Genomic DNA, 20,050 nt, shown 5'->3' on the forward strand with positions numbered 1-20,050 from the left:
TCCCGGCACATCTGGCATATACCAAAGGAGAACCGCGATGAGCATCGATTACAGCCAGAAGATTCCCAACAACGTGAATCTGTCGGAGGACCGGGCGCTGCAGCGTGCGCTGGAACACTGGCAGCCGGCCTTTCTGGACTGGTGGCGCGACATGGGCCCGGACGGCTCGCACAATTTCGATGTCTACCTGCGCACGGCGGTGTCCGTGGACCCGTCGGGCTGGGCGCATTTCGAGCACGTCAAGATGCCCGACTACCGCTGGGGCATCTTCCTGCAGCCGGCCGATGCCGAGCGCAAGATCCATTTCGGCGAGCACAAGGGCGAAGCCGCGTGGCAGGAAGTGCCGGGCGAGCACCGCGCCAACCTGCGCCGCATCATCGTCACGCAGGGCGACACCGAGCCGGCGTCGGTGGAGCAGCAGCGCCATCTGGGCCTGACCGCCCCGTCGCTCTACGACCTGCGCAACCTGTTCCAGGTCAATGTGGAGGAAGGCCGCCACCTCTGGGCGATGGTCTACCTGCTGCACCGCCACTTCGGCCGCGACGGCCGCGAGGAAGCCGAGGCGCTGCTGGGCCGCCGTTCGGGCGACGAGGACAACCCGCGCATCCTGGGCGCCTTCAACGAACGCACGCCCGACTGGCTGGCGTTCTTCATGTTCACCTACTTCACCGACCGCGACGGCAAGTTCCAGCTCTGCGCGCTGGCCGAGTCGGGCTTCGATCCGCTGGCCCGCACCACGCGCTTCATGCTGACCGAGGAAGCGCACCACATGTTCGTGGGCGAATCGGGCGTGTCGCGCGTGATCCAGCGCACCTGCGAAGTGATGCGCGAGCGCGACATCCGCGACCCGGCCGACGTGCGCGCGGCCGGCGTGATCGACCTGGAGACGATCCAGCGCTACCTGAACTTCCACTACAGCGTGACGATCGACCTGTTCGGCGCCGACCAGTCGTCGAACGCGGCCACGTTCTACAGCGCCGGCCTCAAGGGCCGCTTCGAGGAAGGCAAGCGCGCCGACGACCACGTGCTCAAGGGCGACGTGTACCGCATCCTGGAAGTCCAGGACGGCCGGCTGGGCGAGCGCGAGGTGCCGATGCTGAATGCGCTCAACGAGGTGCTGCGCGACGACTACATCAAGGATTCGATGGGCGGCGTGGCGCGCTGGAACAAGGTGATCGAGAAGGCCGGCATCGACTTTCGGCTGACCGTGCCGCACAAGGCGTTCAACCGCAAGATCGGCTCGCTGGCCAACCTGCACGTGTCGCCCGAGGGCCAGGTCATCAGCGAGGCCGAGTGGCAGGCCCGCCAGGACCAGTGGCTGGCTACCGACGCCGACCGCCAGTTCGTGGCGTCGCTGATGGGCCGCGTGGTGGAGCCTGGCAAGTTCGCCAACTGGATCGCGCCGCCGGCCATCGGCATCAACCGCCAGCCGGTGGATTTCGAGTACGTCCGCTTCAACTGAACACCGACCGACACGGGACCGACGATCATGGGCGCCGCCGACATCATCAAGCAACATCTGATCGATCCGGAAATCTGCATTCGCTGCAACACCTGCGAAGACACGTGCCCGATCGATGCCATCACGCACGACGACCGCAACTACGTGGTCAAGGCCGACGTCTGCAACGGCTGCGGCGCGTGCCTGTCGCCCTGCCCGACCGGCGCCATCGACAACTGGCGCACGATGTTCAAGGGCCAGGCGTACACGCTGGACGCCCAGTTCGGCTGGGACGAACTGCCGCCCGAGGTGCCGCTCAGCGAATCGGCCATCGAGGCCGCGGCGGAGGCCGAAGCGGCCGACGCGGCCGCGGATGCCGCCGGGCAGGCCATCGGCGACGCCGCGCAGGCCAGCCGGGCCCCGGTGCTGCAGCAGGTGGAAACCAGCCGCCACACGTCGCCGCGCGCGCCGTGGTCGGCCGCCCATCCCTACGTCAACCTGCACGGCATCCGCGAGCCGCTGACCGCCACCGTGGCCGGCAACTACCGGCTGACCGAGGCCGATGCGTCGAGCGACATCCACCACATCGTGCTCGACTTCGGCAACCAGTTCTTCCCGGTGCTGGAGGGCCAGGCCATCGGCATCGTCCCGCCGGGCACCGATGCGTCGGGCCGGCCGCACTACATCCGCATGTACTCGGTGGCCAGCCCGCGCGACGGCGAGCGGCCCGGCTACAACAACCTCGCCTTGACCGTGAAGCGGGTGGACACCGACCACGACGGCAATCCCGTGCGCGGCGTGGCGTCGAACTTCCTGTGCGACCTGGAGAAAGGCGCCACGGTGCAGGTGACCGGCCCGTTCGGCAACACGTTCCTGATGCCGAACCACCGCGAAGCCAGCGTGATGATGATCTGCACCGGCACCGGATCGGCGCCGATGCGGGCCATGACCGAGCGGATGCGCCGCAACATGGCGCAGTTCGACGGCCGCCGGCTGCTGTTCTTCGGCGCCCGCAACCGCCGCGAGCTGCCCTACTTCGGCCCGCTGCTCAAGCTGCCCAAGGACTTCCTGGACATCCACTTCGCGTTCTCGCGCGACCCCGACGTCCCGCGCCGCTACGTGCAGGACGCGATCCGCGAAGCCGCCGCCGACGTCGCCACCCTGCTGGCGGACCCGCACGGCTATATCTACATCTGCGGGCTCAAGGGCATGGAGGAAGGCGTGCTGGCCGCGTTCCAGCAGGTCTGCACCGACGCCGGCCACGACTGGCCCGCCATCGAGGCGCAGCTGCGCGCCGAAGGGCGGCTCCATATCGAAACCTACTAGCGCGTTGGTGCGGCAGGCCGCCTTCGGCCTCGATTTGCAACTTCCCATCTGAAACCTGATACCTATAATGTTTCTCAAGAAACAGGAGTTCAGGCGATGCAATCGAGGCAGATTCCGGAGACCGCGTCCGACGGCCCTGACGCCGGCGTGACGCTGACGAAGGCCGTGATGCGCGCCGCCGGCTTCCTCGGCATCAGCCAGGCCATCGTCGCTAACGTGCTCGGCATCAGCACCGCCTCGGTCTCGCGCATGGCGTCGGGCGGCTATGTGCTCGACGCGCATCGCAAGGAATGGGAGTTCGCCATCCTGTTCGTCCGCCTGTTCCGCTCGCTGGACGCCATCCTTGGCCACGACGAGCAGGCCCGGCTCTGGCTGACCCATGACAACATCGCGCTGGGCGGCAAGCCGCTCGAACTGATCCGCACCACCGAGGGCCTTGTCCGTGTCGTTCACTACCTGGACGCCACCCGCGGTCGCCTCTGAGCGCCGGCCGTTCGCGCTGACGCTCTGGCGCGCCGTCGAGGCCCAGCACGTGGTGTCGACCATGGCCCTGGTCGACACGCTCGCCGAACACGCCGTGCTCGAAGCGGTGATCGACGCCGGCAAGCCCGCCGTCCCGCCCGACGCGCGCCACCTGCACTACCTGATTTCCACCCCCTTCCGCTATCCACCCACCGAAGCCGGATCGCGCTTCCGCGGCGGCCAGGACCCCGGTGTCTTCTACGGCGCCGAGTCGCTTGCCGCCGCCTGCGCCGAACTGGCCTACTGGCGCTGGCGGTTCCTGATGGAAAGCCCGGCACTGCCCCGCATCGACGCCCGCGCCCAGACGCTGTTCCAGGCGGGCGTCAAGACCACCGGCGTCGCGCTGGACGCGCCTCCGTTTGCCGACGATGCGGCGCACTGGTCCGACCCGGCCGACTACGACGCCTGCCAGACCTTCGCGCGCGTCGCACGCGAGGCGGGCGCCGGCCTGATCCGCTACCCCTCGGTACGCGACCCGTCCCACGGTGCCTGCGTGGCCGTGCTCACCCCCCGCGCATTCGACCCGCCGCAACCGCTGGCCGCCACCCAATGGATGCTGACCGTCCGCCACGACCGCGTGATCTGGCAGCGCGACGACCTGCGCCAGCGCGAGAGCTTCGAAGTGGAAACCACCGCGTGGCAGCCGGTGCGGCAACGCACAAGCGAAAGTCCCGACACGCCTTGAACGCGCGACCCGAATCCCGCTCCAATGAAAGAGCAGACGTCGGTATCACAGAAGTTTTAAGTTTCTGTTGCAATGCGCCAACCGACCTCCTATAATCACAGCTTCGACGGACGCGGGGTGGAGCAGTCTGGCAGCTCGTCGGGCTCATAACCCGAAGGTCGCAGGTTCAAATCCTGCCCCCGCAACCAACCGATCCTTGCTCAATCGGTACCGTCGACAGCAAGTCCGCATCTAACCCGCCACTGGCGGGTTTTTTGTTTTCCGGCGCCGTCATCCGCCGCTCGATCCGGCCCCCGTTGCGCCCGGCTCCGCACCCCGCGCCCTTGGCGCGTTGCCTCACGCTGGCGCCCCGGCGAGCCCCCGTCGCGGTGATACACTTGCCCCCATTCTTCCCGGACGCCTCCCATGAAATTCTGCTCGAACTGTGGTCATGCGGTTGTGCTGCGCGTGCCAGAAGGCGATAACCGCCCGCGCAGCATGTGCGACAACTGCGGCACGATCCACTACGTCAATCCGCGTAACGTCGTCGGCACGATCCCGGTCTGGGAAGACAAGATCCTGATCTGCAAGCGCGCCATCGAGCCCCGCTACGGCTTCTGGACGCTGCCCGCCGGATTCATGGAAATTGGCGAAACCACGGCCCAGGCCGCCGCGCGCGAGACGCTGGAAGAAGCCGGCGCCCGCGTGGAGGTGGGCGAGCTGTTCTCCATGCTCAACGTGCCGCACGTGCATCAGGTGCATCTTTTCTACCTGGCGCGCCTGAACGACCTGGACATCGCGCCGGGCGAGGAAAGCCTGGAAGTGAAGCTCGTCGACGAGGCCGACGTGCCCTGGGACGACCTGGCCTTCCCCACCGTGATCCATACGCTGCGCTGCTTCTTTGCCGACCGCGCCGCCGGCAAGATCGACGCAGGCAATTTCCGCCTGCATACGCTCGACATCGACAAACCCATGCGGCCGCTGACCAGCCGCGCCACCGTCACACCGTGACCGCGACGCCCGTCGCGACGCCTTCCCACCCAGCATGATTACCTGGCTCGACCCGCAGGATCCGTTTCCGCCGGTCGACCGCGCGCTCGGCCCCGCCAGCGACGCGCCCGGCCTGCTGGCCGCCAGCCGCGACCTGACGCCCCAGCGGCTGCTGCTGGCCTACCGGCAGGGCATCTTCCCCTGGTATTCCGAAGGCCAGCCAGTCCTCTGGTGGAGCACGGACCCGCGCATGGTGCTGACGCCGTCCGCACTCAAGGTGTCGGCCACCTTCCGCAAGACCCTGCGCCGCGTGCTGCGCGATCCCGACTGGGAAATCCGCGTCGACGACAACTTCGTGGCCGTTATGCGCGCCTGCGCCATGACCCGGCGCGACGGCCAGCTCGGCACGTGGATCACCGACGAGATCATCGCGGCGTACACCGCACTCCATCGGCTCGGACTCGCCCACTCGGTGGAAGCCTGGTACCAGGGCGAGCGCGTGGGCGGGCTCTACGGCGTGGCGCTGGGCCGCATGTTCTACGGCGAATCGATGTTCGCGCACCGCACGGACGCCTCCAAGATCGCGCTGGCCGCGCTCTGCGGCTTCCTGGACAGCCACGGCGTGACCATGATCGACTGCCAGCAGGAAACCGACCACCTTGCGTCGCTGGGCGCCGCGCCGATCCCGCGCAGCACCTTCATCGCCCACGTCCGCGCCGCCGCCGGGGCTGGCGCGATCGAGCCATGGCGGTTCGACAAGCGCGAACTGGCACGCTGGACCGGCCCCAACGGCCACGCCGACGCGCCCGGCGCCGCCTGACCGCCTACCGGCTGGCCCGCCCTTCGAGCCGGCCCACGCGGACGCCGACTTCCGCCACCGCCTTGGACAAGCCGTCGAGCCGCAGATTGGTCTCGTCCAGCCGCCGGTTCGCATCGTCGATGCGCCGGTTGGTGTCATCGATACGCCGGTACGTATCGTCGAACCGGCCACCGATGCGCTTGTCCATTTCGTTCATCGCCACGGTCAGCGGCGTGACCTGCGCGTGGATTTCGGTCCGGACCATGCCGACGAACAGCTGGCGCTGGTAATCGAGAATGCCGAAGACGCTGACGACGATGCCGAGGCTGACCCCGACCAGCGCCGCCAGGTCGGCATGACGCCCCCTTTTCTGCTGGCCGACCCGCCCCCCGGCTTCGATAGGCAATGACGCCATGATGTGCTCCTGAAGTATCAGTGCCGCCATCGTACAAACCCAGGGCGCGCCGCACCATGCGACGAGTCTCAAAATGGGGGCCGGCGATCCATTGTTGTCCTGCAGACGTTGCCCGATGGGCTCTGATAGACTGCCACTCAGGCCGACACAGGCGTCCGACGCGCCCCCTTCATTCGACGTCATGAGCAAGCTGAAGGAACTTCCGCTATCCGCGCTGCAGTTTTATGCGACGGCGCCGTACGCCTGCAGCTACCTGGAGGGCCGCATGGCGCGGTCGCAGGTGGCCACGCCCGCCCACCTGATCAACGCCGACGTCTACTCCCGGCTGGTGCGCGCCGGGTTCCGCCGCAGCGGCATCTTCACCTACCGCCCCTATTGCGACGAATGCCGCGCATGCACGCCGTGCCGCGTGCTGGTGGACCAGTTCCAGCCCGACCGCAGCCAGCGCCGCGCCTGGCGCCAGCACCAGGGCCTGCAGGCGCTAGTGGCGCCGCTGACCTACGTCGAGGAACACTACGCGCTGTACCTGCTCTACCAGTCGATGCGCCACGCCGGCGGCGGCATGGACCAGGACAGCCGCGACCAGTACGAGCAGTTCCTGCTGCAAAGCCGCGTCAATTCGCGGCTGGTGGAATTCCGCGAGCCGCCCGGGTCTGCCGAAGCCGGCAAGCTGAGGATGGTCAGCATGATCGACGTGCTCGACGACGGCCTGTCGTCGGTCTACACGTTCTACGATCCGCTCGTCGCCGGCGCCAGCTACGGCACGTACAACATCCTCTGGCAGATCGCGCAGACGCGGGAGCTGGGCCTGCCGCACCTGTACCTGGGCTACTGGATTGCCGACAGCCGCAAGATGGCCTACAAGGCGCGTTTCCAGCCGCTGCAGGTGCTGACCGGCAACCAGTGGCACGCGTTCGAAGGCCCGGCGGTGGTGCCCGAGCCGCCCGCGCGGCCGCAGCCGGGTCCGGCGCAGGAATAGGCACGGGACCCGGCGCGCGGCGCCGCCATCCACGGCGAACCGGGGTCTGGCCCGACCCGAACGGCTACAATGCCGCCCTGATTCCGACACCTCGCCGGCCCTGCCGCCCTCCTGACCGTGCTCAACGCGCTCTATCCCCTGTTTCGCCCCGCCCTGTTCTCCATGGATGCGGAGGACGCCCACCATTTCACCCTGAACAACCTGATGCGCGCGCAGCGCCTGGGGCTGGCCGGCTGCATCGGCAATGCCATTCCCGACGATGCGCGCACCGTGATGGGCATCCGCTTCCCGAATCCCGTGGGCCTGGCGGCCGGGCTGGACAAGGACGGCGCCTATATCGACGGGCTGGCCGCGTTCGGCTTTGGCTTTATCGAAGTGGGCACGGTCACGCCGCGCGCGCAGGCCGGCAACCCACGCCCGCGCATGTTCCGGCTGCCGCAGGCCGATGCGCTGATCAACCGCATGGGCTTCAACAACGGCGGCGTGGATGCGTTCATCCGCAACGTGCAGGCGTCGCGCTGGAAGGCCGAAGGCGGCGTGCTGGGGCTGAACATCGGCAAGAACGCCGACACGCCGATCGAGCGCGCGGCCGACGACTACCTGTACTGCCTGGAGCGCGTCTATCCGCACGCCAGCTACGTGACGGTGAACATCTCGTCGCCCAACACCAAGAACCTGCGGCAACTGCAGGGCGCCAGCGAGCTGGACAGCCTGCTGTCCACGCTCAAGGCCGCCCAGCAGCGCCTGGCAGACCAGCACAAGCGCTACGTGCCGGTGGCGCTGAAGATCGCGCCGGACCTCGATGACGACCAGATCCGCAATATCGGCGACGCGCTGGTGCGGCACGGGATCGACGGGGTGATCGCCACCAATACCACCATCTCGCGCGACGCCGTGCAGGGGCTGCCCCATGCCGACGAGGCCGGCGGCCTGTCCGGCCGGCCCGTGTTCGAGGCGTCGACGCGCGTGGTGCGCGAGCTGCGCCGCGTGGTTGGCAATGATCTGCCAATCATCGGCGTGGGCGGCATCTTCGACGGCGCCGGCGCGCGGGCCAAGATCGACGCCGGCGCGCAGCTCGTGCAGGTCTACAGTGGCCTGATCTATCGCGGCCCCACGCTGGTGCGCGACTGCGCCGCCGCGCTGCGCCGGGGCTGACGGGGGCCCGGAGACGCCTGTCGGCCATCAGGCGCATTCGCGCCGAAATCGACATTTCGGCGCAATTTCTTGCGGCGCACCCCTCCCCCGTGGGTATTTATCGGCAGGATATGCCGCCATGCAGCACCAAAAGCGATCCCAGCGGGGGCCGAAAATGGTATGCTCGCAGGCTTCGCGCCGTCGTATCCGATGTGACCACGCGCCCCGCCCGCACCTGCCGCCGGGCGTGCGGCGCACTCAGCCGGACCGCCGGGCAGCCCCGCGGCATCCGGCATGCCGCCGGCGCCCGGCAGGACGGCTGCGCGTACCGTTTGCGGCTGACTGACTGAAAAGCACCGAATCCTTCGGGGGAGAACAACTACATGCTGCGTCTCAAGGCATCCACCACCCAGTCCATTCTCGGCAGCGCGGTTGCGCTGGCCCTGCTCTACGGCGGCGCCGTACAGGCCCAGACGGCGACCGTGAAGGTCCTGTCGATCGTGGACCACCCGGCACTCGACGCCATCCGCGACGGCGTGCGCGACGAGCTGAAGGCCGCCGGCTACGACGCCGACAAGAACCTCAAGTGGGAATACCAGAGCGCCCAGGGCAACCCGGGCACCGCCGCCCAGATCGCCCGCAAGTTCGTGGGCGACCAGCCGAGCGCGATCGTGGCCATCGCCACGCCGTCGGCCCAGGCCGTGGTGGCCGCCACCAAGAGCGTGCCCGTGGTGTACTCGGGCGTGACCGATCCGGTGGCCGCGCAGCTTGTGAAGGCATGGACGGCATCGGGCACGAACGTGACCGGCGTGTCGGACAAGCTGCCGCTGGACAAGCAGGTGTCGCTGATCAAGCGCGTGGTGCCCAAGGCCAAGACGGTCGGCATGGTGTACAACCCCGGCGAGGCCAACTCGGTGGTGGTGGTCAAGGAACTGAAGGACCTGCTGGCCAAGCAGGGCATGTCGCTGAAGGAAGCCGCCGCGCCGCGCACCGTGGACATCGGCCCGGCCGCCAAGAGCCTGATCGGCAAGGTCGACGTGATCTACACGAACACCGACAACAACGTGGTGTCGGCCTACGAATCGCTGGTCAAGGTGGCCAACGAGTCGAAGATCCCGCTGGTGGCGTCCGATACCGACAGCGTCAAGCGGGGCGCCATTGCCGCGCTGGGCATCAACTATGGCGACCTGGGCCACCAGACCGGCAAGGTCGTGGTGCGGATCCTGAAGGGCGAGAAGCCGGGCGCGATTGCCTCGCAGACGTCTGACAACCTTGAGTTGTTCGTGAACACGGGCGCCGCCGGCAAGCAGGGCGTGACGCTGGCGCCGGACCTGGTCAAGGAAGCCAAGACCGTCATCAAGTAATACTGCCGCACGCCGCGCGCCCTACCCTGCGGCGCGCGGCCCGAGGCGCCCCCCATGGCCCTATCCGGGCCGGCCGGACGGCCCGCAAAGGATTTCCCCAATGTCCCTCTTTTCCCTGCTGGGTGCCCTGGAGATCGGCCTGATCTTCAGCCTCGTGGCACTCGGGGTGCTGATCTCGTTCCGCATCCTCAACTTTCCCGACCTCACCGTCGATGGCAGCTTTCCGCTGGGCGGCGCCGTCGCCGCGACGCTGATCTCGGCCGGCCAGGACCCGATCCTGGCCACGCTGGCGGCCATCGTGGCCGGTGCCATTGCCGGCTGGATCACGGGCTGGCTCAACGTGCGCCTGAAGATCATGGACCTGCTGGCCAGCATCCTGATGATGATCGCGCTCTACTCGGTCAACCTGCGCATCATGGGCCGCCCCAACGTGCCGCTGATCACCGAGCCGACGCTGTTCACCATGTTGCAGCCCGAATGGCTGCCCGACTACGTGCTGCGCCCGCTGGTGCTGTTCGTGGTGGTGGTGGCCGCCAAGCTGGCGCTGGACTGGTTCTTCTCGTCGCAGCTTGGCCTGGCGATGCGCGCCACCGGCGCCAACCCGCGCATGGCGCGCGCCCAGGGCGTGCCCACGGGCCGCGCCACGCTGGCCGGCATGGCGCTGTCGAACGCGCTCGTGGCGCTGGCCGGCGCGCTGTTCGCCCAGACCCAGGGCGGCTCGGACATCTCGATGGGGATCGGCACGATCGTGATCGGGCTGGCCGCGGTGATCATCGGCGAGACGATCATCCCGGCGCGCCGGCTGGTGTTCGTGACGCTGGCCGTGGTGATCGGCGCCATCCTGTACCGCTTCTTCATCGCGCTGGCGCTGAACTCGGAGTTCATCGGCCTGAAGGCGCAGGACCTGAACCTGGTGACCGCCGCGCTGGTGACGCTGGCGCTGGTGCTGCCGGCCACGCGCAAGAAGCTGTTCGCCCGCAAGAACGGAGGTGCCTGACATGCTACGCGCAGAGAACCTGAAGCTCACCTTCAACCCGGGCACCCCGATCGAGAACCGCGCGCTGCGCGGCCTGAGCCTGGAGATTCCGTCGGGCCAGTTCGTGGCGGTGATCGGCTCCAATGGCGCCGGCAAGTCGACGTTCCTGAACGCCGTCAGCGGCGACACGATGGTTGACAGCGGCCGCATCCTGATCGACGACACCGACGTCACGCGCCAGCCCGCGTGGGACCGTGCCCACCTGGTGGCGCGCGTGTTCCAGGACCCGATGGCGGGCACCTGCGAGGCGCTGACGATCGAGGAAAACATGGCGCTGGCCATGGCGCGCGGGTCGCGGCGCGGCTTCCGGCCGGCGCTGAACAAGGCGTCGCGCGAACTGTTCCGCGACAAGCTGCGGCTGCTGAACCTGGGCCTGGAAAACCGGCTGACCGACCGGATCGGCCTGCTGTCGGGCGGCCAGCGGCAGGCGGTGAGCCTGCTGATGGCGTCGCTGCAGCCGTCGCGCATCCTGCTGCTCGACGAGCACACCGCCGCGCTGGACCCCAAGACGGCCGCGTTCGTGCTGGAACTGACCGCGCGCATCGTCGAGGAAAGCCAGCTTACGACGATGATGGTGACGCACTCGATGCGCCAGGCGCTGGACTACGGCCAGCGCACGGTCATGCTGCATCAGGGACAGGTGGTGCTGGACGTCTCCGGCGACCAGCGCAAGGGCCTGGACGTGCCCGACCTGCTGAAGATGTTCGAGCAGACCCGGCACGAACAGCTCGACGACGATGCGTTGTTGTTGAGCTAAGCCTGCCACCACCGGAGACTGGCTCCCTTCTCCCGCACCGCGTTAAAGGGGTTGGGGGTGAGGGCATTGAGCATCTGCTTGCCGACTGGTCGCAATTTGCACTGCTGGCCCTCACCCCCGGCCCCTCTCTCGCCATGCGGGAGAGGGGAGCAAACCATCTGCGCGGCCGACGGCTGTATCTCCTACTGAACCGCCCCAGCCTTCTCCAGCCACTTCGCCAACTGGTCCGTGACTGCCGTGCTCGAAAACGAGCAGCTATCTTGGGCGAAGGCGGCCGACATCTCCATCCGGCGTAGCAATTCCTCCATGACCTGCCCGAACGCGGGCGGCAGCGACAGCGACGCGGCCGATGCGCGCCAGCGGGCGATCAGCTCGCCGACGGGCAGCGTGCCGGCCACGTGGGCGTCCAGTGCCTGGCGCATGACGGCCAGCGTGTCCTGATTGGCGCTCATTACCGCGCCCTCCTTTCCTTGTAGAGTTCGCGGAACGTGCGGCCCGCCGGGGCGGGCATGTCGCGGGTGTCGGTCCAGCCCTTGCCGGCCATTGGCAGGCTGGCGATCAGCTTGCTGCGCCCGCCCATGCGGGACAGCAGGCGGGCGCCGATGCGCGTCAGGAATGCATAGAGGTCCGGGCGGCGCGCCACGTAGCCCCACGCCTGCAAGGCCACGCGCTCCTGCCACGGCCGCAGGTGGCGCTCCATCTGCTTCTCGCGCAGCTTGCGCAGCAGGTCGGACAGCGGGATCGATGCCGGACACACCCGGTTGCACTCGCCACACATCGTCGCAGCCTGCGGCAGGTCCACGGCATTGGCCAGCCCCACGTAGCTCGGCGTCAGCACGCTGCCCATCGGCCCCGGATAGACCCAGCCATAGGCGTGCCCGCCGATCTTCTGGTACACCGGGCAGTGGTTCATGCAGGCGCCGCAGCGGATGCAGCGCAGCATTTCCTGGAATTCGCCGCCGATCAGGCCGCTGCGGCCGCCGTCGACGATGACGAAATACATATGCTCCGGGCCATCCTGCTCGCCGGGCGCGCGTGGGCCGGTCAGGATCGAGAAATAGTTCGAGATGGCCTGCCCCGTGGCCGAGCGCGGCAGCAGCCGCATCACCGTGGCTAGGTCTTCCAGCGTCGGCAGCACCTTCTCGATGCCGGTCACGGCCACGTGCACGCGCGGCATGATCGTGCACATGCCCTCGTTGCCTTCGTTGGTCACCACGGCCACCGAGCCGGTCTCGGCAATGATGAAATTGCCGCCGGTCACGCCCATGTCGGCCGACAGGAACTCGGGGCGCAGCACCTCGCGGGCCTCGCGCGTCATCTCGGGAATGTCGGTCAGGCGCGGCTTGTTGTGGACCTTCGCGAACAGGTCGGCAATCTCGTCCTTGTCCTTGTGGATCACGGGCGCGATGATGTGCGACGGCGGCTCGGCATCGTTGATCTGCAGGATGTACTCGCCCAGGTCGGTCTCGATGCTCTGCACGCCCATCTCGCCCAGCACCTGGTTGAGCCGCATCTCCTCGGTCACCATCGACTTGCTCTTGATGACCTTCTTCACGCCATGCTTCTGGGCGATCTCGGCCACCAGCCGCGCCGCGTCGGCCGTGGATTCGGCGAACAGCACCGTGGCGCCGCGCTGCGTCGCATTGTGTTCAAAGGTGGCGAGCCAGACGTCCAGGTTCTCCAGCGCGCGGTTGCGGCGCTCCTTCAGCGCGGCGCGCGTGGCGTCGAAGTCGATGTCGCGGATGGCATCGGCGCGGGCCGTGACGAACTTCGTGGACAGTTTCTTGAGGTTCTGCTGCAGCCGCTGGTCGGCCAGCTTCTGGCCGGCGCGCGCCTTGAACTCCATGCTGTGGACTTGCATCGTGGGGGCTTCCTTTTGTCGCGTCAGGCGTCGCCGGCCAGTACCTGCGCGATATGCAGCACGCGCGTGCGCGAATCGCCGGTGCGGCGCAGCCGGCCTTCGATGTTGAGCATGCAGCCCAGGTCGCCCAGCACCACGGCATCGGCGCCGCTGGCCTGGATGTTGGCGCACTTCTCGTCGACGATGGCCGTCGAGATGTTGCCGTACTTGACCGAGAACGTGCCGCCAAACCCGCAGCACGCCTCGCAGTCCTTCATCTCGGTCAGTTGCACGCCGGGCAGCTTGTCCAGCAGCGCGCGGGGCTGCTGCTTGACGCCCAGTTCGCGCAGGCCCGAGCACGAATCATGATAGGTGACATGGCCGGCAAAGCCGGAGTCGAGCGTGTCGATCCGGGCCACGTTGACCAGGAAGTCGGTCAGCTCGAACACCCGCTCGCGCAGGCGCTCGTAGCGGCCGTGGAGTTCGGGGTCGTCGCGCAGCAGGTCGTGGTAGTGATGGCGGATCATCCCGCCGCACGATCCCGAGGGCACCACCACGTAGTCGAACATCTCGAACTCGCGCAGGAATTTCTCGGCCAGGTCGCGCGAGACGGTGCGCTCGCCGGAGTTGTACGCGGGCTGCCCGCAGCACGTCTGCGCCTCGGGCACCATCACCTCGTAGCCGGCCGATTCCAGCAGCTTGAGCACGGAGAACCCGATGTCGGGACGCATGAGGTCCACCAGACAGGTGGCGAACAGTCCGATTCGCATGACTTCCCTTTTCCAGACCCAGAAACCCCGCAATTATGCCCCGCCACCCTGCCGCTGCGGGCACCGGGCGCCGCAATCCTGCTCATGGCCGGGCCAAATGTGGCTCATCGACGGCGCGCTGCCGGGCAGTATCGGCCGAAGGAAATCTCGGAAATCACGTTTCACCCGTTGAAATTTTCACGATGCGAGATAGAATCAGGCAACCGCTTAATATGCCGCACGGCAACATTTTCCCATGGCAGAAATGGCAGAAGCCGACAAGGCGCCCGGCAAGACCTCGATCCAGGTGATCGAGCGCATGATGACGCTGCTCGACGCGCTGGCTCAGCACGCCGACCCCGTCAGCCTGAAAGAGCTGTCGGGGGCCACCGGCCTGCACCCTTCCACCGCCCACCGGATTCTCAACGACATGGTGGCGTGCCGCTTCGTCGACCGGTCCGACCCCGGCAGCTACCGCCTTGGCATGCGGCTGCTGGAGCTGGGCAACCTGGTCAAGGCACGGCTGTCGGTGCGCGACGCGGCGCTGGCGCCGATGCGCGCGCTGCACCGGGTGACCGGGCAGACCGTGAACCTGTCGGTGCGCCAGGGCGACGAGATCGTCTATATCGAACGCGCCTACAGCGAGCGATCGGGCATGCAGGTGGTGCGCGCCATTGGCGGGCGGGCGCCGCTGCACCTGACCTCGGTCGGCAAGCTGTTCCTGGCCGCCGACGAAGGCCCGCGCGTGCGCAACTACGCCACGCGCACGGGGCTGGCCGGGCATACGCGCACGTCGATCACCGACCTTGCCAAGCTGGAGCGCGAACTGAGCTGGGTCCGGACCAACGGCTACGCGCGCGACAACGAGGAGCTGGAACTGGGCGTACGCTGCATCGCCGCCGGCATCTACGACGATTCGCGGCGGCTGGTGGCCGGCCTGTCGCTGTCGGCGCCGGCCGACCGGCTGCAGGATAGCTGGCTGCAGAACCTCAAGGAGACCGCGCTGCAGATCTCGCGCGGCATGGGCTACGTGCCGGAACCGGCGGCCTGACCGCGCCGCCGCCCTTCATCGCCAGACGGCCAAAAAAGAACGCGCCGGGAGCGCAAGCTCCACGGCGCGTTTTCCATGCGCGACGACAACCGCTCAGGTGCCGTGCGACTGCTGCGATGCCAGGACCGCCGCAGGGGATTTAGGACCCTGCGTAAGATTGGGTGTAGACGGAAAAGGGCGCGGCTGGCCCCCTGCCGACGGTGGCTGGTGCTCAAGCCATTGGCGCACCCGCGTGGCATCGGCAAAGCGCGACAGCTTGCCGACCGAATCCAGGAACACCATCACCACGTTGCGATCGTTGACGCGCGTCTGCATCACGAGGCACTGGCCGGCTTCCGAGATATAACCGGTCTTCTGCAGGCCGATCTCCCAGCTGCCGCCACGCACCAGGCGATTGGTGCTGACGTAGTGCATCGTGCGGCCGGCGACGCTGACCTCGTGCTCGGGCTGCGTCGAGAATTCGCGGATCGTCGGGTTGCGGTAGGCGGCGTTGACCAGGCGCGCCAGATCGACGGCGCTGGACACGTTGCTGCTGGACAGGCCGCTCGAATCGACGAAGTGGCTGTCGTTCATGCCCAGTTCGCGGGCCTTCTTGTTCATGGCGCTGACAAACGCGGGCAGGCCGCCCGGATAGCTGCGGCCCAGCACCGACGCGGCGCGGTTCTCCGACGACATCAGCGCCAGCAGCAGCATCTCGTGGCGCGTGAGCGTGGTGCCGAAGCGCAGGCGCGAGCTGCTGTGCTTCTCGGTGTCACGGTCGTCCTCGGTCACCGTGAGCATCTCGTCCATCGGCAGGCGGGCGTCCATCACCACCAGCGCGGTCATCAGCTTGGTGATCGAGGCAATCGGCAGCACGGCCGTGGAATTCTTCTGGAACAGCACCTCGTTGGTGTTCTGGTCCATCACCAGCGCCACCGACGAGCGCAGCGACAGCGCGTCTTCGGTATCGCGCAGGCCCATGGCCTCGCCCAGCGACGGCTTGGCCGGCACGAAAGCGGCCCGCACCGGCGCCGCATGGCGGGCCGCCACGACGGAGCGCTTGCCGTTCTTGAGCACGATCACCTTGCGCGGCGACGCTGCTGCCTTGGCAGAAGCAACGGCTTTGGTGGATTTAACAGCTTTTTGGGTCTTTTTCGCCGACGTTTTCGCCGCAGTCGACTTCGTCGCTGCGTACGTGGCCGGCGCGGCCATCATGGCGACCGACACCAGCGCCGCAGTGGCGAAAGCGGTCAGTCGAGGAAGGCCGAAGCGTAGAGAAATCATGGATTCGGTCCGGAACATGTCTGTTCAGCGCGGAAACGGAATGGCGCTAGTGTAGGAAATTAAGAAATTCTTAGCAAGATTAACGACTTACAACGGCTCTTTAAAGTTCGATTGCCAAACATTTCCACAATATGGAAAAAGAGACGTTTCAGTCATCCCATGCCTAACGTAAATACAACAATACTTTTGCGCCGGCGGCGCCGGGATCACCCCACCCTTCAGGCCCCGGATAACGTCATAACGGCCTGCATGGTGAAATCCTAATACCGGAAAACGCCAACTGCGGGTGAATCAGGAGAGGAAACGCACGAACTGGCTAACCGGTTCACGTTCCGTCGTCAACTGGTTGGCCGTCGCGTCGGGGTCTGCATAGCCGAGCGACATGCCGCACACCACCATTTCCTCCTCCGTCAGCCGCAGGTGCTGCTTGATGATCGTATGGAACTGCGTGAACGCCGCCTGCGGGCAGGTGTCCAGCCCGCGGGCCCGCGCCGCCACCATGATGCTCTGCAGGAACATGCCGTAGTCCAGCCAGCTGCCCTGCTCCATGATCCGGTCGATCGTGAAGATCAGCCCCACCGGCGCGTCGAAGAATCGGAAATTTCGCGCGTGCTGCTCGTGCATCCGCGCCTTGTCCTCGCGCCGGATGTCCAGCAGGCTGTACAGGTCCCAGCCGAGCTTGCGGCGGCGCGACAGGTATGGGTCCACCCACTCGCGCGGGTAGTACGGATACTCCTCGCGGTACTTGGCATCGCGTTCGGGATCGTCGTAGGCGGCCAGCACGTCGGCGCAGAACCGCGCCTTGGCTTCGCCAGACAGGACATAGACCTTCCAAGGCTGGGTGTTGGTACCGGACGGCGCCCGGCTCGACACGGCCAGGATGGCCTCGATGGTCTCGCGCGGCACCGGGGTGTCCAGGAACGCGCGGACCGAGCGGCGCGTGGTGATGGCGCGATCGACAATCGCGGCGTCATCTGGGGGCGACATCGGGTCTCCTGTCATGCCTGCTGTCTGTTGTCCTCGGGCCGGTCGACGACCAGCGCCTGCAATGCCTGCCGCAGCGCCGGCGGCAACGCCACCGGACGCCGCGTCTCGCGGTCCACGTAGACGTGCACGAAGTGCCCCTGCGCGGCCGCCACATCGTCATCGTTGCGGAACAGCCCCACCTCGTAGCGCACGCTCGAATTGCCAAGCCGCGCCACGCGCAGGCCCGCCACGACCGTATCGGGAAAGCTCAGCGACGAGAAGTAGTTGCACTGGGTCTCGATGACGAGCCCGATCGTGCCGCCCCGCTCGATGTCGAGCACGCCTTCCCGGATCAGGTACGTGTTCACAACGGTATCAAAGTAACTGTAGTAGACAACGTTGTTGACGTGGCCATAGACGTCGTTGTCCATCCAGCGTGTGGTGATGGGCTGGAAGTGCGCGTACGCGCTTCGGCAATCGGGTTCAGGCTTCATCGGATGCGATCCAGGTCGGCAGGAAGCGAAGACGGGATGAGCGTCGCCGCAGCCACACGGGAGGTCCGTATGAGCGCACGGCAAACCACAAGGTTCCCAGGATTTTGCGATGTATGCGACGCCATCGTCAGACCGCCGCGGCCACGGACGCGGCCGGCAGGCCGTCGAGCGCGCGATAGCGGGCGTGATAGCCGGCGGCCAGCATGACGGTTTGCCGGTGCACGGCCACGGTGTTCTCGATCTGGTTGCCGTAGCCGCCGGCCATCGCCACGGCAATCGGCAGGCGCTGCGACAGCGCGAAATCGAACACCATGGTGTCGCGCCGGGCCAGCCCCGCCATGGTCAGGCGCAGCCGGCCGAGCCGGTCGTCCTCATGGGGATCGGCGCCGGCCAGGTAGATCAGCAGGTCGGGCGCAAAGCGGGCGCGCAGTGTGTCGAGCGCACCAGCCAGCGCGGCCGCATAGCCGTCGTCGTCGCACCCATCGGGCAGGCCGACGTCGAGATCGCTGGCCTCCTTGCGGAACGGGTAGTTCTTCTCGCCATGCAGCGACAGCGTGAACACGGTGGGGTCGTCGCGCAGGATCGACGCCGTGCCGTTGCCCTGGTGGACGTCGAGGTCGATCACGGCCACGCGGCGCACGTTGCCGTCGCGCTGCAGTTGGCGCGCGGCGATGGCGGCGTCGTTGAACACGCAGAAGCCGCCGCCCTTGTCGGCATAGGCGTGATGGGTGCCGCCGGCCAGGTTGACCGCCACGCCCTCGGCCAGTGCGGTGCGGCATGCGGCAATCGTCGCACCGGCCGACCGGCGCGAACGCTCGACCATCTCGGCCGACCACGGGAAGCCGATCTCGCGCTGGCGCGCCGCGTCGAGCTGGCCGCTGGATACATCGGCGATGTAGTCGGCGGTATGGGCCAGCGCCAGCGCGGCATCGTCGGCGCGCGGCGCTTCGTGCAAGAACAGGCCCGGCACGTCGCGCACCACGGCGTCGCGCAGCATGCTGTATTTGCGCATGGGAAAGCGATGGCCGGGCGGCAGCGGCAGGACGAAGTGGTCGGCGTAGAAGGCTTGCATCGAACGAATGGGAGGCGCGGGATGCCCGGCGGCGCGTGACGCGCTGGCGCCATTCCCCGACCGGGCAGTCAGCGATGGTAGCACCGCCGCTGCCGGCGTGTCCGCGCCCGCCTGAAACGGGCGTTTTTCTCGCGTTGCACCACCGGAACCGGCATCTGCCGACTCAGGAAAAACCCTGATCTGGCGCCGAATAGTGGCCCACGATGCCTTTCCCGGCCCCTTCCGGCCCCTATTTTTTGTGCGACGCACAAAAACCGCTTGACACATATCGTCGAATTCTTAGAATTGGAATTGTTGCGGCGCATCAAAGCGCTGGACGGTCGGCAACGACAGTCCGGACGGCGCCGCCGGATACGAAGGTACGCTCGGGCTGGCCAGACATTCAAGTCATGGCCTTGACATCTGGGCGGCTTAATTTCTTTACGCTTGACCTTGAAGTTCACCACTGGAGACCAGCAATGATCCTGACCCCGGAACAAGTTGCAGCCGCACAAAAAGCCAACCTCGAGACCCTGTTCGGTCTGACCTCGAAGGCCTTTGAAGGCGTCGAGAAGCTCGTCGAGCTGAACCTGCAAGTGGTCAAGGCTACGTTTGCCGAGAACGTCGACAACGCCAAGAAGGCGCTGTCCGCCAAGGATGCCCAGGAACTGCTGGCCATCCAGGCCTCGCTGGTGCAGCCGGTAGCCGAGAAGACCCTGGCCTACACGCGTCACCTGTACGAAATCGCTTCGGAAACCCAAAGCGAGTTCACGAAGGTTGCCGAAGCCCAGCTCGCCGAAGGCACGAAGAACGTGCAGGCCCTGGTCGACAACTTCGCCAAGAACGCCCCGGCCGGCTCGGAATCGACCGTCGCCATCGTGAAGTCGGCCATCTCGGCCGCCAACAACGCCTACGAATCGGTCCAGAAGGCCACGAAGCAGGCTGTGGAAATGGCCGAAAGCAACTTCCAGGCTGCCGCCACCGCCGCGACCAAGGCTGCCCAGCAAGCCAGCGCCACGGCCCGCACGGCTGCCAAGAAACCCACGGCTGCCGCCTAAGCTTCTGCATCTGTAACACTCCAGCGTACCGGCTCCGGCCGGTCCGTTGGCAGAGCGCCCTCTCCGCCCGTCGACCAGGACGCTCCGCCAACGGCGGCGACCCCCGCAGCATCCCTATCGCCCGCACCGTACCGCTGTCTCCTCGGTGCCG

General features: G+C 67.1%; 22 protein-coding genes and 1 tRNA gene. 15 read left to right on the plus strand and 8 right to left on the minus strand.

Annotation, left to right across the window (positions count from 1 at the left end):
- Positions 1 to 37 precede the first annotated feature (37 nt).
- The 7 genes from boxB (at position 38) to aat (ending at position 5,763) form a co-directional block, all read left to right on the plus strand.
- Positions 38 to 1,462 (plus strand): benzoyl-CoA 2,3-epoxidase subunit BoxB, encoded by a 1,425-nt coding sequence (gene boxB, locus EHF44_RS15405; RefSeq protein ID WP_124684462.1) that lies wholly within the window; start codon positions 38 to 40, stop codon positions 1,460 to 1,462.
- A 27-nt stretch (positions 1,463 to 1,489) separates the two neighbouring features.
- A complete protein-coding gene (boxA, locus tag EHF44_RS15410) occupies positions 1,490 to 2,767 on the plus strand; it encodes a benzoyl-CoA 2,3-epoxidase subunit BoxA (RefSeq protein WP_124684463.1) in 1,278 nt (425 codons plus the stop codon).
- A gap of 96 nt (positions 2,768 to 2,863) precedes the next feature.
- On the plus strand, positions 2,864 to 3,250 hold the full coding sequence (locus EHF44_RS15415; protein ID WP_124684464.1) for an antitoxin Xre/MbcA/ParS toxin-binding domain-containing protein: 387 nt from the start codon (positions 2,864 to 2,866) through the stop codon (positions 3,248 to 3,250).
- Positions 3,210 to 3,974, plus strand: a complete 765-nt coding sequence (locus EHF44_RS15420; protein ID WP_172966062.1) for an RES family NAD+ phosphorylase — start codon at positions 3,210 to 3,212, stop codon at positions 3,972 to 3,974. Before EHF44_RS15415 ends, EHF44_RS15420 begins: the two co-directional genes overlap by 41 nt.
- Before the next feature lie 111 nt (positions 3,975 to 4,085).
- Positions 4,086 to 4,162 (plus strand) — tRNA-Met (locus tag EHF44_RS15425).
- 217 nt (positions 4,163 to 4,379) lie between these two features.
- Positions 4,380 to 4,964 carry an NUDIX hydrolase gene (locus tag EHF44_RS15430; RefSeq protein ID WP_124684465.1) on the plus strand — a complete coding sequence of 195 codons (585 nt, stop codon included), beginning with the start codon at positions 4,380 to 4,382 and terminating at the stop codon, positions 4,962 to 4,964.
- Positions 4,965 to 4,998: 34 nt separating this feature from the next.
- Positions 4,999 to 5,763 carry a leucyl/phenylalanyl-tRNA--protein transferase gene (gene aat, locus EHF44_RS15435; RefSeq protein ID WP_124684466.1) on the plus strand — a complete coding sequence of 255 codons (765 nt, stop codon included), beginning with the start codon at positions 4,999 to 5,001 and terminating at the stop codon, positions 5,761 to 5,763.
- Between the two features lie 4 nt (positions 5,764 to 5,767).
- On the opposite strand, the gene EHF44_RS15440 is transcribed toward aat, so the two are convergent.
- Positions 5,768 to 6,157 (minus strand): hypothetical protein, encoded by a 390-nt coding sequence (locus EHF44_RS15440; protein ID WP_124684467.1) that lies wholly within the window; start codon positions 6,155 to 6,157, stop codon positions 5,768 to 5,770.
- Between the two features lie 181 nt (positions 6,158 to 6,338).
- Here EHF44_RS15440 and EHF44_RS15445 point away from each other — a divergent pair, with 181 nt between their 5' ends.
- The 5 genes from EHF44_RS15445 (at position 6,339) to EHF44_RS15465 (ending at position 11,427) form a co-directional block, all read left to right on the plus strand.
- On the plus strand, positions 6,339 to 7,136 hold the full coding sequence (locus EHF44_RS15445; protein WP_124684468.1) for an arginyltransferase: 798 nt from the start codon (positions 6,339 to 6,341) through the stop codon (positions 7,134 to 7,136).
- A gap of 117 nt (positions 7,137 to 7,253) precedes the next feature.
- Positions 7,254 to 8,291, plus strand: coding sequence for a quinone-dependent dihydroorotate dehydrogenase (locus tag EHF44_RS15450; protein ID WP_124684469.1), 1,038 nt, complete (start codon positions 7,254 to 7,256; stop codon positions 8,289 to 8,291).
- A gap of 362 nt (positions 8,292 to 8,653) precedes the next feature.
- Positions 8,654 to 9,634 carry an ABC transporter substrate-binding protein gene (locus EHF44_RS15455; RefSeq protein WP_124684470.1) on the plus strand — a complete coding sequence of 327 codons (981 nt, stop codon included), beginning with the start codon at positions 8,654 to 8,656 and terminating at the stop codon, positions 9,632 to 9,634.
- Between the two features lie 100 nt (positions 9,635 to 9,734).
- Complete coding sequence (locus EHF44_RS15460) at positions 9,735 to 10,631, plus strand: ABC transporter permease (RefSeq protein ID WP_124684471.1); 897 nt, start codon at positions 9,735 to 9,737, stop codon at positions 10,629 to 10,631.
- A gap of 1 nt (position 10,632) precedes the next feature.
- A complete protein-coding gene (locus EHF44_RS15465; RefSeq protein WP_124684472.1) occupies positions 10,633 to 11,427 on the plus strand; it encodes an ABC transporter ATP-binding protein in 795 nt (264 codons plus the stop codon).
- 182 nt (positions 11,428 to 11,609) lie between these two features.
- Here EHF44_RS15465 and EHF44_RS15470 read toward each other — a convergent pair whose 3' ends face one another.
- Genes EHF44_RS15470 through EHF44_RS15480 form a run of 3 tightly spaced genes read right to left on the minus strand, consistent with a single transcriptional unit; the run spans position 11,610 to position 14,037 of the window.
- Positions 11,610 to 11,879, minus strand: a complete 270-nt coding sequence (locus tag EHF44_RS15470; RefSeq protein WP_124684473.1) for a hypothetical protein — start codon at positions 11,877 to 11,879, stop codon at positions 11,610 to 11,612.
- A complete protein-coding gene (locus EHF44_RS15475; protein WP_124684474.1) occupies positions 11,879 to 13,288 on the minus strand; it encodes a LutB/LldF family L-lactate oxidation iron-sulfur protein in 1,410 nt (469 codons plus the stop codon). The genes EHF44_RS15470 and EHF44_RS15475 overlap by 1 nt, the downstream gene beginning before the upstream one ends.
- A gap of 23 nt (positions 13,289 to 13,311) precedes the next feature.
- Entirely contained in the window at positions 13,312 to 14,037 is a 726-nt protein-coding gene (locus EHF44_RS15480) for a (Fe-S)-binding protein (protein WP_124684475.1), read from the minus strand.
- Between the two features lie 244 nt (positions 14,038 to 14,281).
- Between EHF44_RS15480 and EHF44_RS15485 the strand changes: the two genes are divergently transcribed.
- Positions 14,282 to 15,067, plus strand: a complete 786-nt coding sequence (locus EHF44_RS15485; RefSeq protein WP_124685129.1) for an IclR family transcriptional regulator — start codon at positions 14,282 to 14,284, stop codon at positions 15,065 to 15,067.
- Positions 15,068 to 15,160: 93 nt separating this feature from the next.
- Here EHF44_RS15485 and pbpG read toward each other — a convergent pair whose 3' ends face one another.
- A complete protein-coding gene (pbpG, locus tag EHF44_RS15490) occupies positions 15,161 to 16,129 on the minus strand; it encodes a D-alanyl-D-alanine endopeptidase (protein ID WP_437340291.1) in 969 nt (322 codons plus the stop codon).
- On the opposite strand from pbpG, the gene EHF44_RS29030 reads away from it, so the two are divergent.
- On the plus strand, positions 16,116 to 16,385 hold the full coding sequence (locus tag EHF44_RS29030; protein ID WP_437340292.1) for a hypothetical protein: 270 nt from the start codon (positions 16,116 to 16,118) through the stop codon (positions 16,383 to 16,385). The genes pbpG and EHF44_RS29030 overlap by 14 nt on opposite strands.
- Before the next feature lie 236 nt (positions 16,386 to 16,621).
- On the opposite strand, the gene EHF44_RS15495 is transcribed toward EHF44_RS29030, so the two are convergent.
- From EHF44_RS15495 to EHF44_RS15505, 3 genes are all read right to left on the minus strand, one after another.
- Positions 16,622 to 17,317: a nitroreductase gene (locus tag EHF44_RS15495; RefSeq protein WP_124684477.1), complete on the minus strand. Its 696-nt coding sequence runs from the start codon at positions 17,315 to 17,317 to the stop codon at positions 16,622 to 16,624.
- Positions 17,318 to 17,328: 11 nt separating this feature from the next.
- The gene (locus tag EHF44_RS15500; protein ID WP_124684478.1) at positions 17,329 to 17,790 is read right to left on the minus strand and encodes an acyl-CoA thioesterase; all 462 of its coding nucleotides are present in this window, start codon (positions 17,788 to 17,790) and stop codon (positions 17,329 to 17,331) included.
- A gap of 127 nt (positions 17,791 to 17,917) precedes the next feature.
- Positions 17,918 to 18,862 carry a histone deacetylase family protein gene (locus EHF44_RS15505; protein ID WP_124684479.1) on the minus strand — a complete coding sequence of 315 codons (945 nt, stop codon included), beginning with the start codon at positions 18,860 to 18,862 and terminating at the stop codon, positions 17,918 to 17,920.
- A gap of 458 nt (positions 18,863 to 19,320) precedes the next feature.
- On the opposite strand from EHF44_RS15505, the gene phaP1 reads away from it, so the two are divergent.
- Positions 19,321 to 19,899 (plus strand): TIGR01841 family phasin PhaP1, encoded by a 579-nt coding sequence (phaP1, locus tag EHF44_RS15510; protein ID WP_124684480.1) that lies wholly within the window; start codon positions 19,321 to 19,323, stop codon positions 19,897 to 19,899.
- Positions 19,900 to 20,050: the final 151 nt, after the last annotated feature.

It is taken from the genome of Cupriavidus pauculus, from assembly GCF_003854935.1.
GTDB classification, from domain to species: Bacteria; Pseudomonadota; Gammaproteobacteria; order Burkholderiales; family Burkholderiaceae; genus Cupriavidus; species Cupriavidus pauculus_C.

Excerpts from the sequence above, each read along its gene's own strand:
- EHF44_RS15485 (WP_124685129.1), top strand. The coding sequence starts at position 14,282 with ATGGCAGAAGCCGACAAGGCGCCCGGCAAGACCTCGATCCAGGTGATC.
- phaP1 (WP_124684480.1), top strand. The coding sequence starts at position 19,321 with ATGATCCTGACCCCGGAACAAGTTGCAGCCGCACAAAAAGCCAACCTC.
- EHF44_RS15500 (WP_124684478.1), bottom strand. The coding sequence starts at position 17,790 with ATGAAGCCTGAACCCGATTGCCGAAGCGCGTACGCGCACTTCCAGCCC.
- aat (WP_124684466.1), top strand. The coding sequence starts at position 4,999 with ATGATTACCTGGCTCGACCCGCAGGATCCGTTTCCGCCGGTCGACCGC.
- EHF44_RS15505 (WP_124684479.1), bottom strand. The coding sequence starts at position 18,862 with ATGCAAGCCTTCTACGCCGACCACTTCGTCCTGCCGCTGCCGCCCGGC.
- EHF44_RS15430 (WP_124684465.1), top strand. The coding sequence starts at position 4,380 with ATGAAATTCTGCTCGAACTGTGGTCATGCGGTTGTGCTGCGCGTGCCA.
- EHF44_RS15415 (WP_124684464.1), top strand. The coding sequence starts at position 2,864 with ATGCAATCGAGGCAGATTCCGGAGACCGCGTCCGACGGCCCTGACGCC.
- EHF44_RS15465 (WP_124684472.1), top strand. The coding sequence starts at position 10,633 with ATGCTACGCGCAGAGAACCTGAAGCTCACCTTCAACCCGGGCACCCCG.
- EHF44_RS15480 (WP_124684475.1), bottom strand. The coding sequence starts at position 14,037 with ATGCGAATCGGACTGTTCGCCACCTGTCTGGTGGACCTCATGCGTCCC.
- EHF44_RS15470 (WP_124684473.1), bottom strand. The coding sequence starts at position 11,879 with ATGAGCGCCAATCAGGACACGCTGGCCGTCATGCGCCAGGCACTGGAC.
- EHF44_RS15440 (WP_124684467.1), bottom strand. The coding sequence starts at position 6,157 with ATGGCGTCATTGCCTATCGAAGCCGGGGGGCGGGTCGGCCAGCAGAAA.
- EHF44_RS15455 (WP_124684470.1), top strand. The coding sequence starts at position 8,654 with ATGCTGCGTCTCAAGGCATCCACCACCCAGTCCATTCTCGGCAGCGCG.
- EHF44_RS15445 (WP_124684468.1), top strand. The coding sequence starts at position 6,339 with ATGAGCAAGCTGAAGGAACTTCCGCTATCCGCGCTGCAGTTTTATGCG.
- EHF44_RS15475 (WP_124684474.1), bottom strand. The coding sequence starts at position 13,288 with ATGCAAGTCCACAGCATGGAGTTCAAGGCGCGCGCCGGCCAGAAGCTG.
- EHF44_RS15460 (WP_124684471.1), top strand. The coding sequence starts at position 9,735 with ATGTCCCTCTTTTCCCTGCTGGGTGCCCTGGAGATCGGCCTGATCTTC.
- boxA (WP_124684463.1), top strand. The coding sequence starts at position 1,490 with ATGGGCGCCGCCGACATCATCAAGCAACATCTGATCGATCCGGAAATC.
- EHF44_RS15495 (WP_124684477.1), bottom strand. The coding sequence starts at position 17,317 with ATGTCGCCCCCAGATGACGCCGCGATTGTCGATCGCGCCATCACCACG.
- boxB (WP_124684462.1), top strand. The coding sequence starts at position 38 with ATGAGCATCGATTACAGCCAGAAGATTCCCAACAACGTGAATCTGTCG.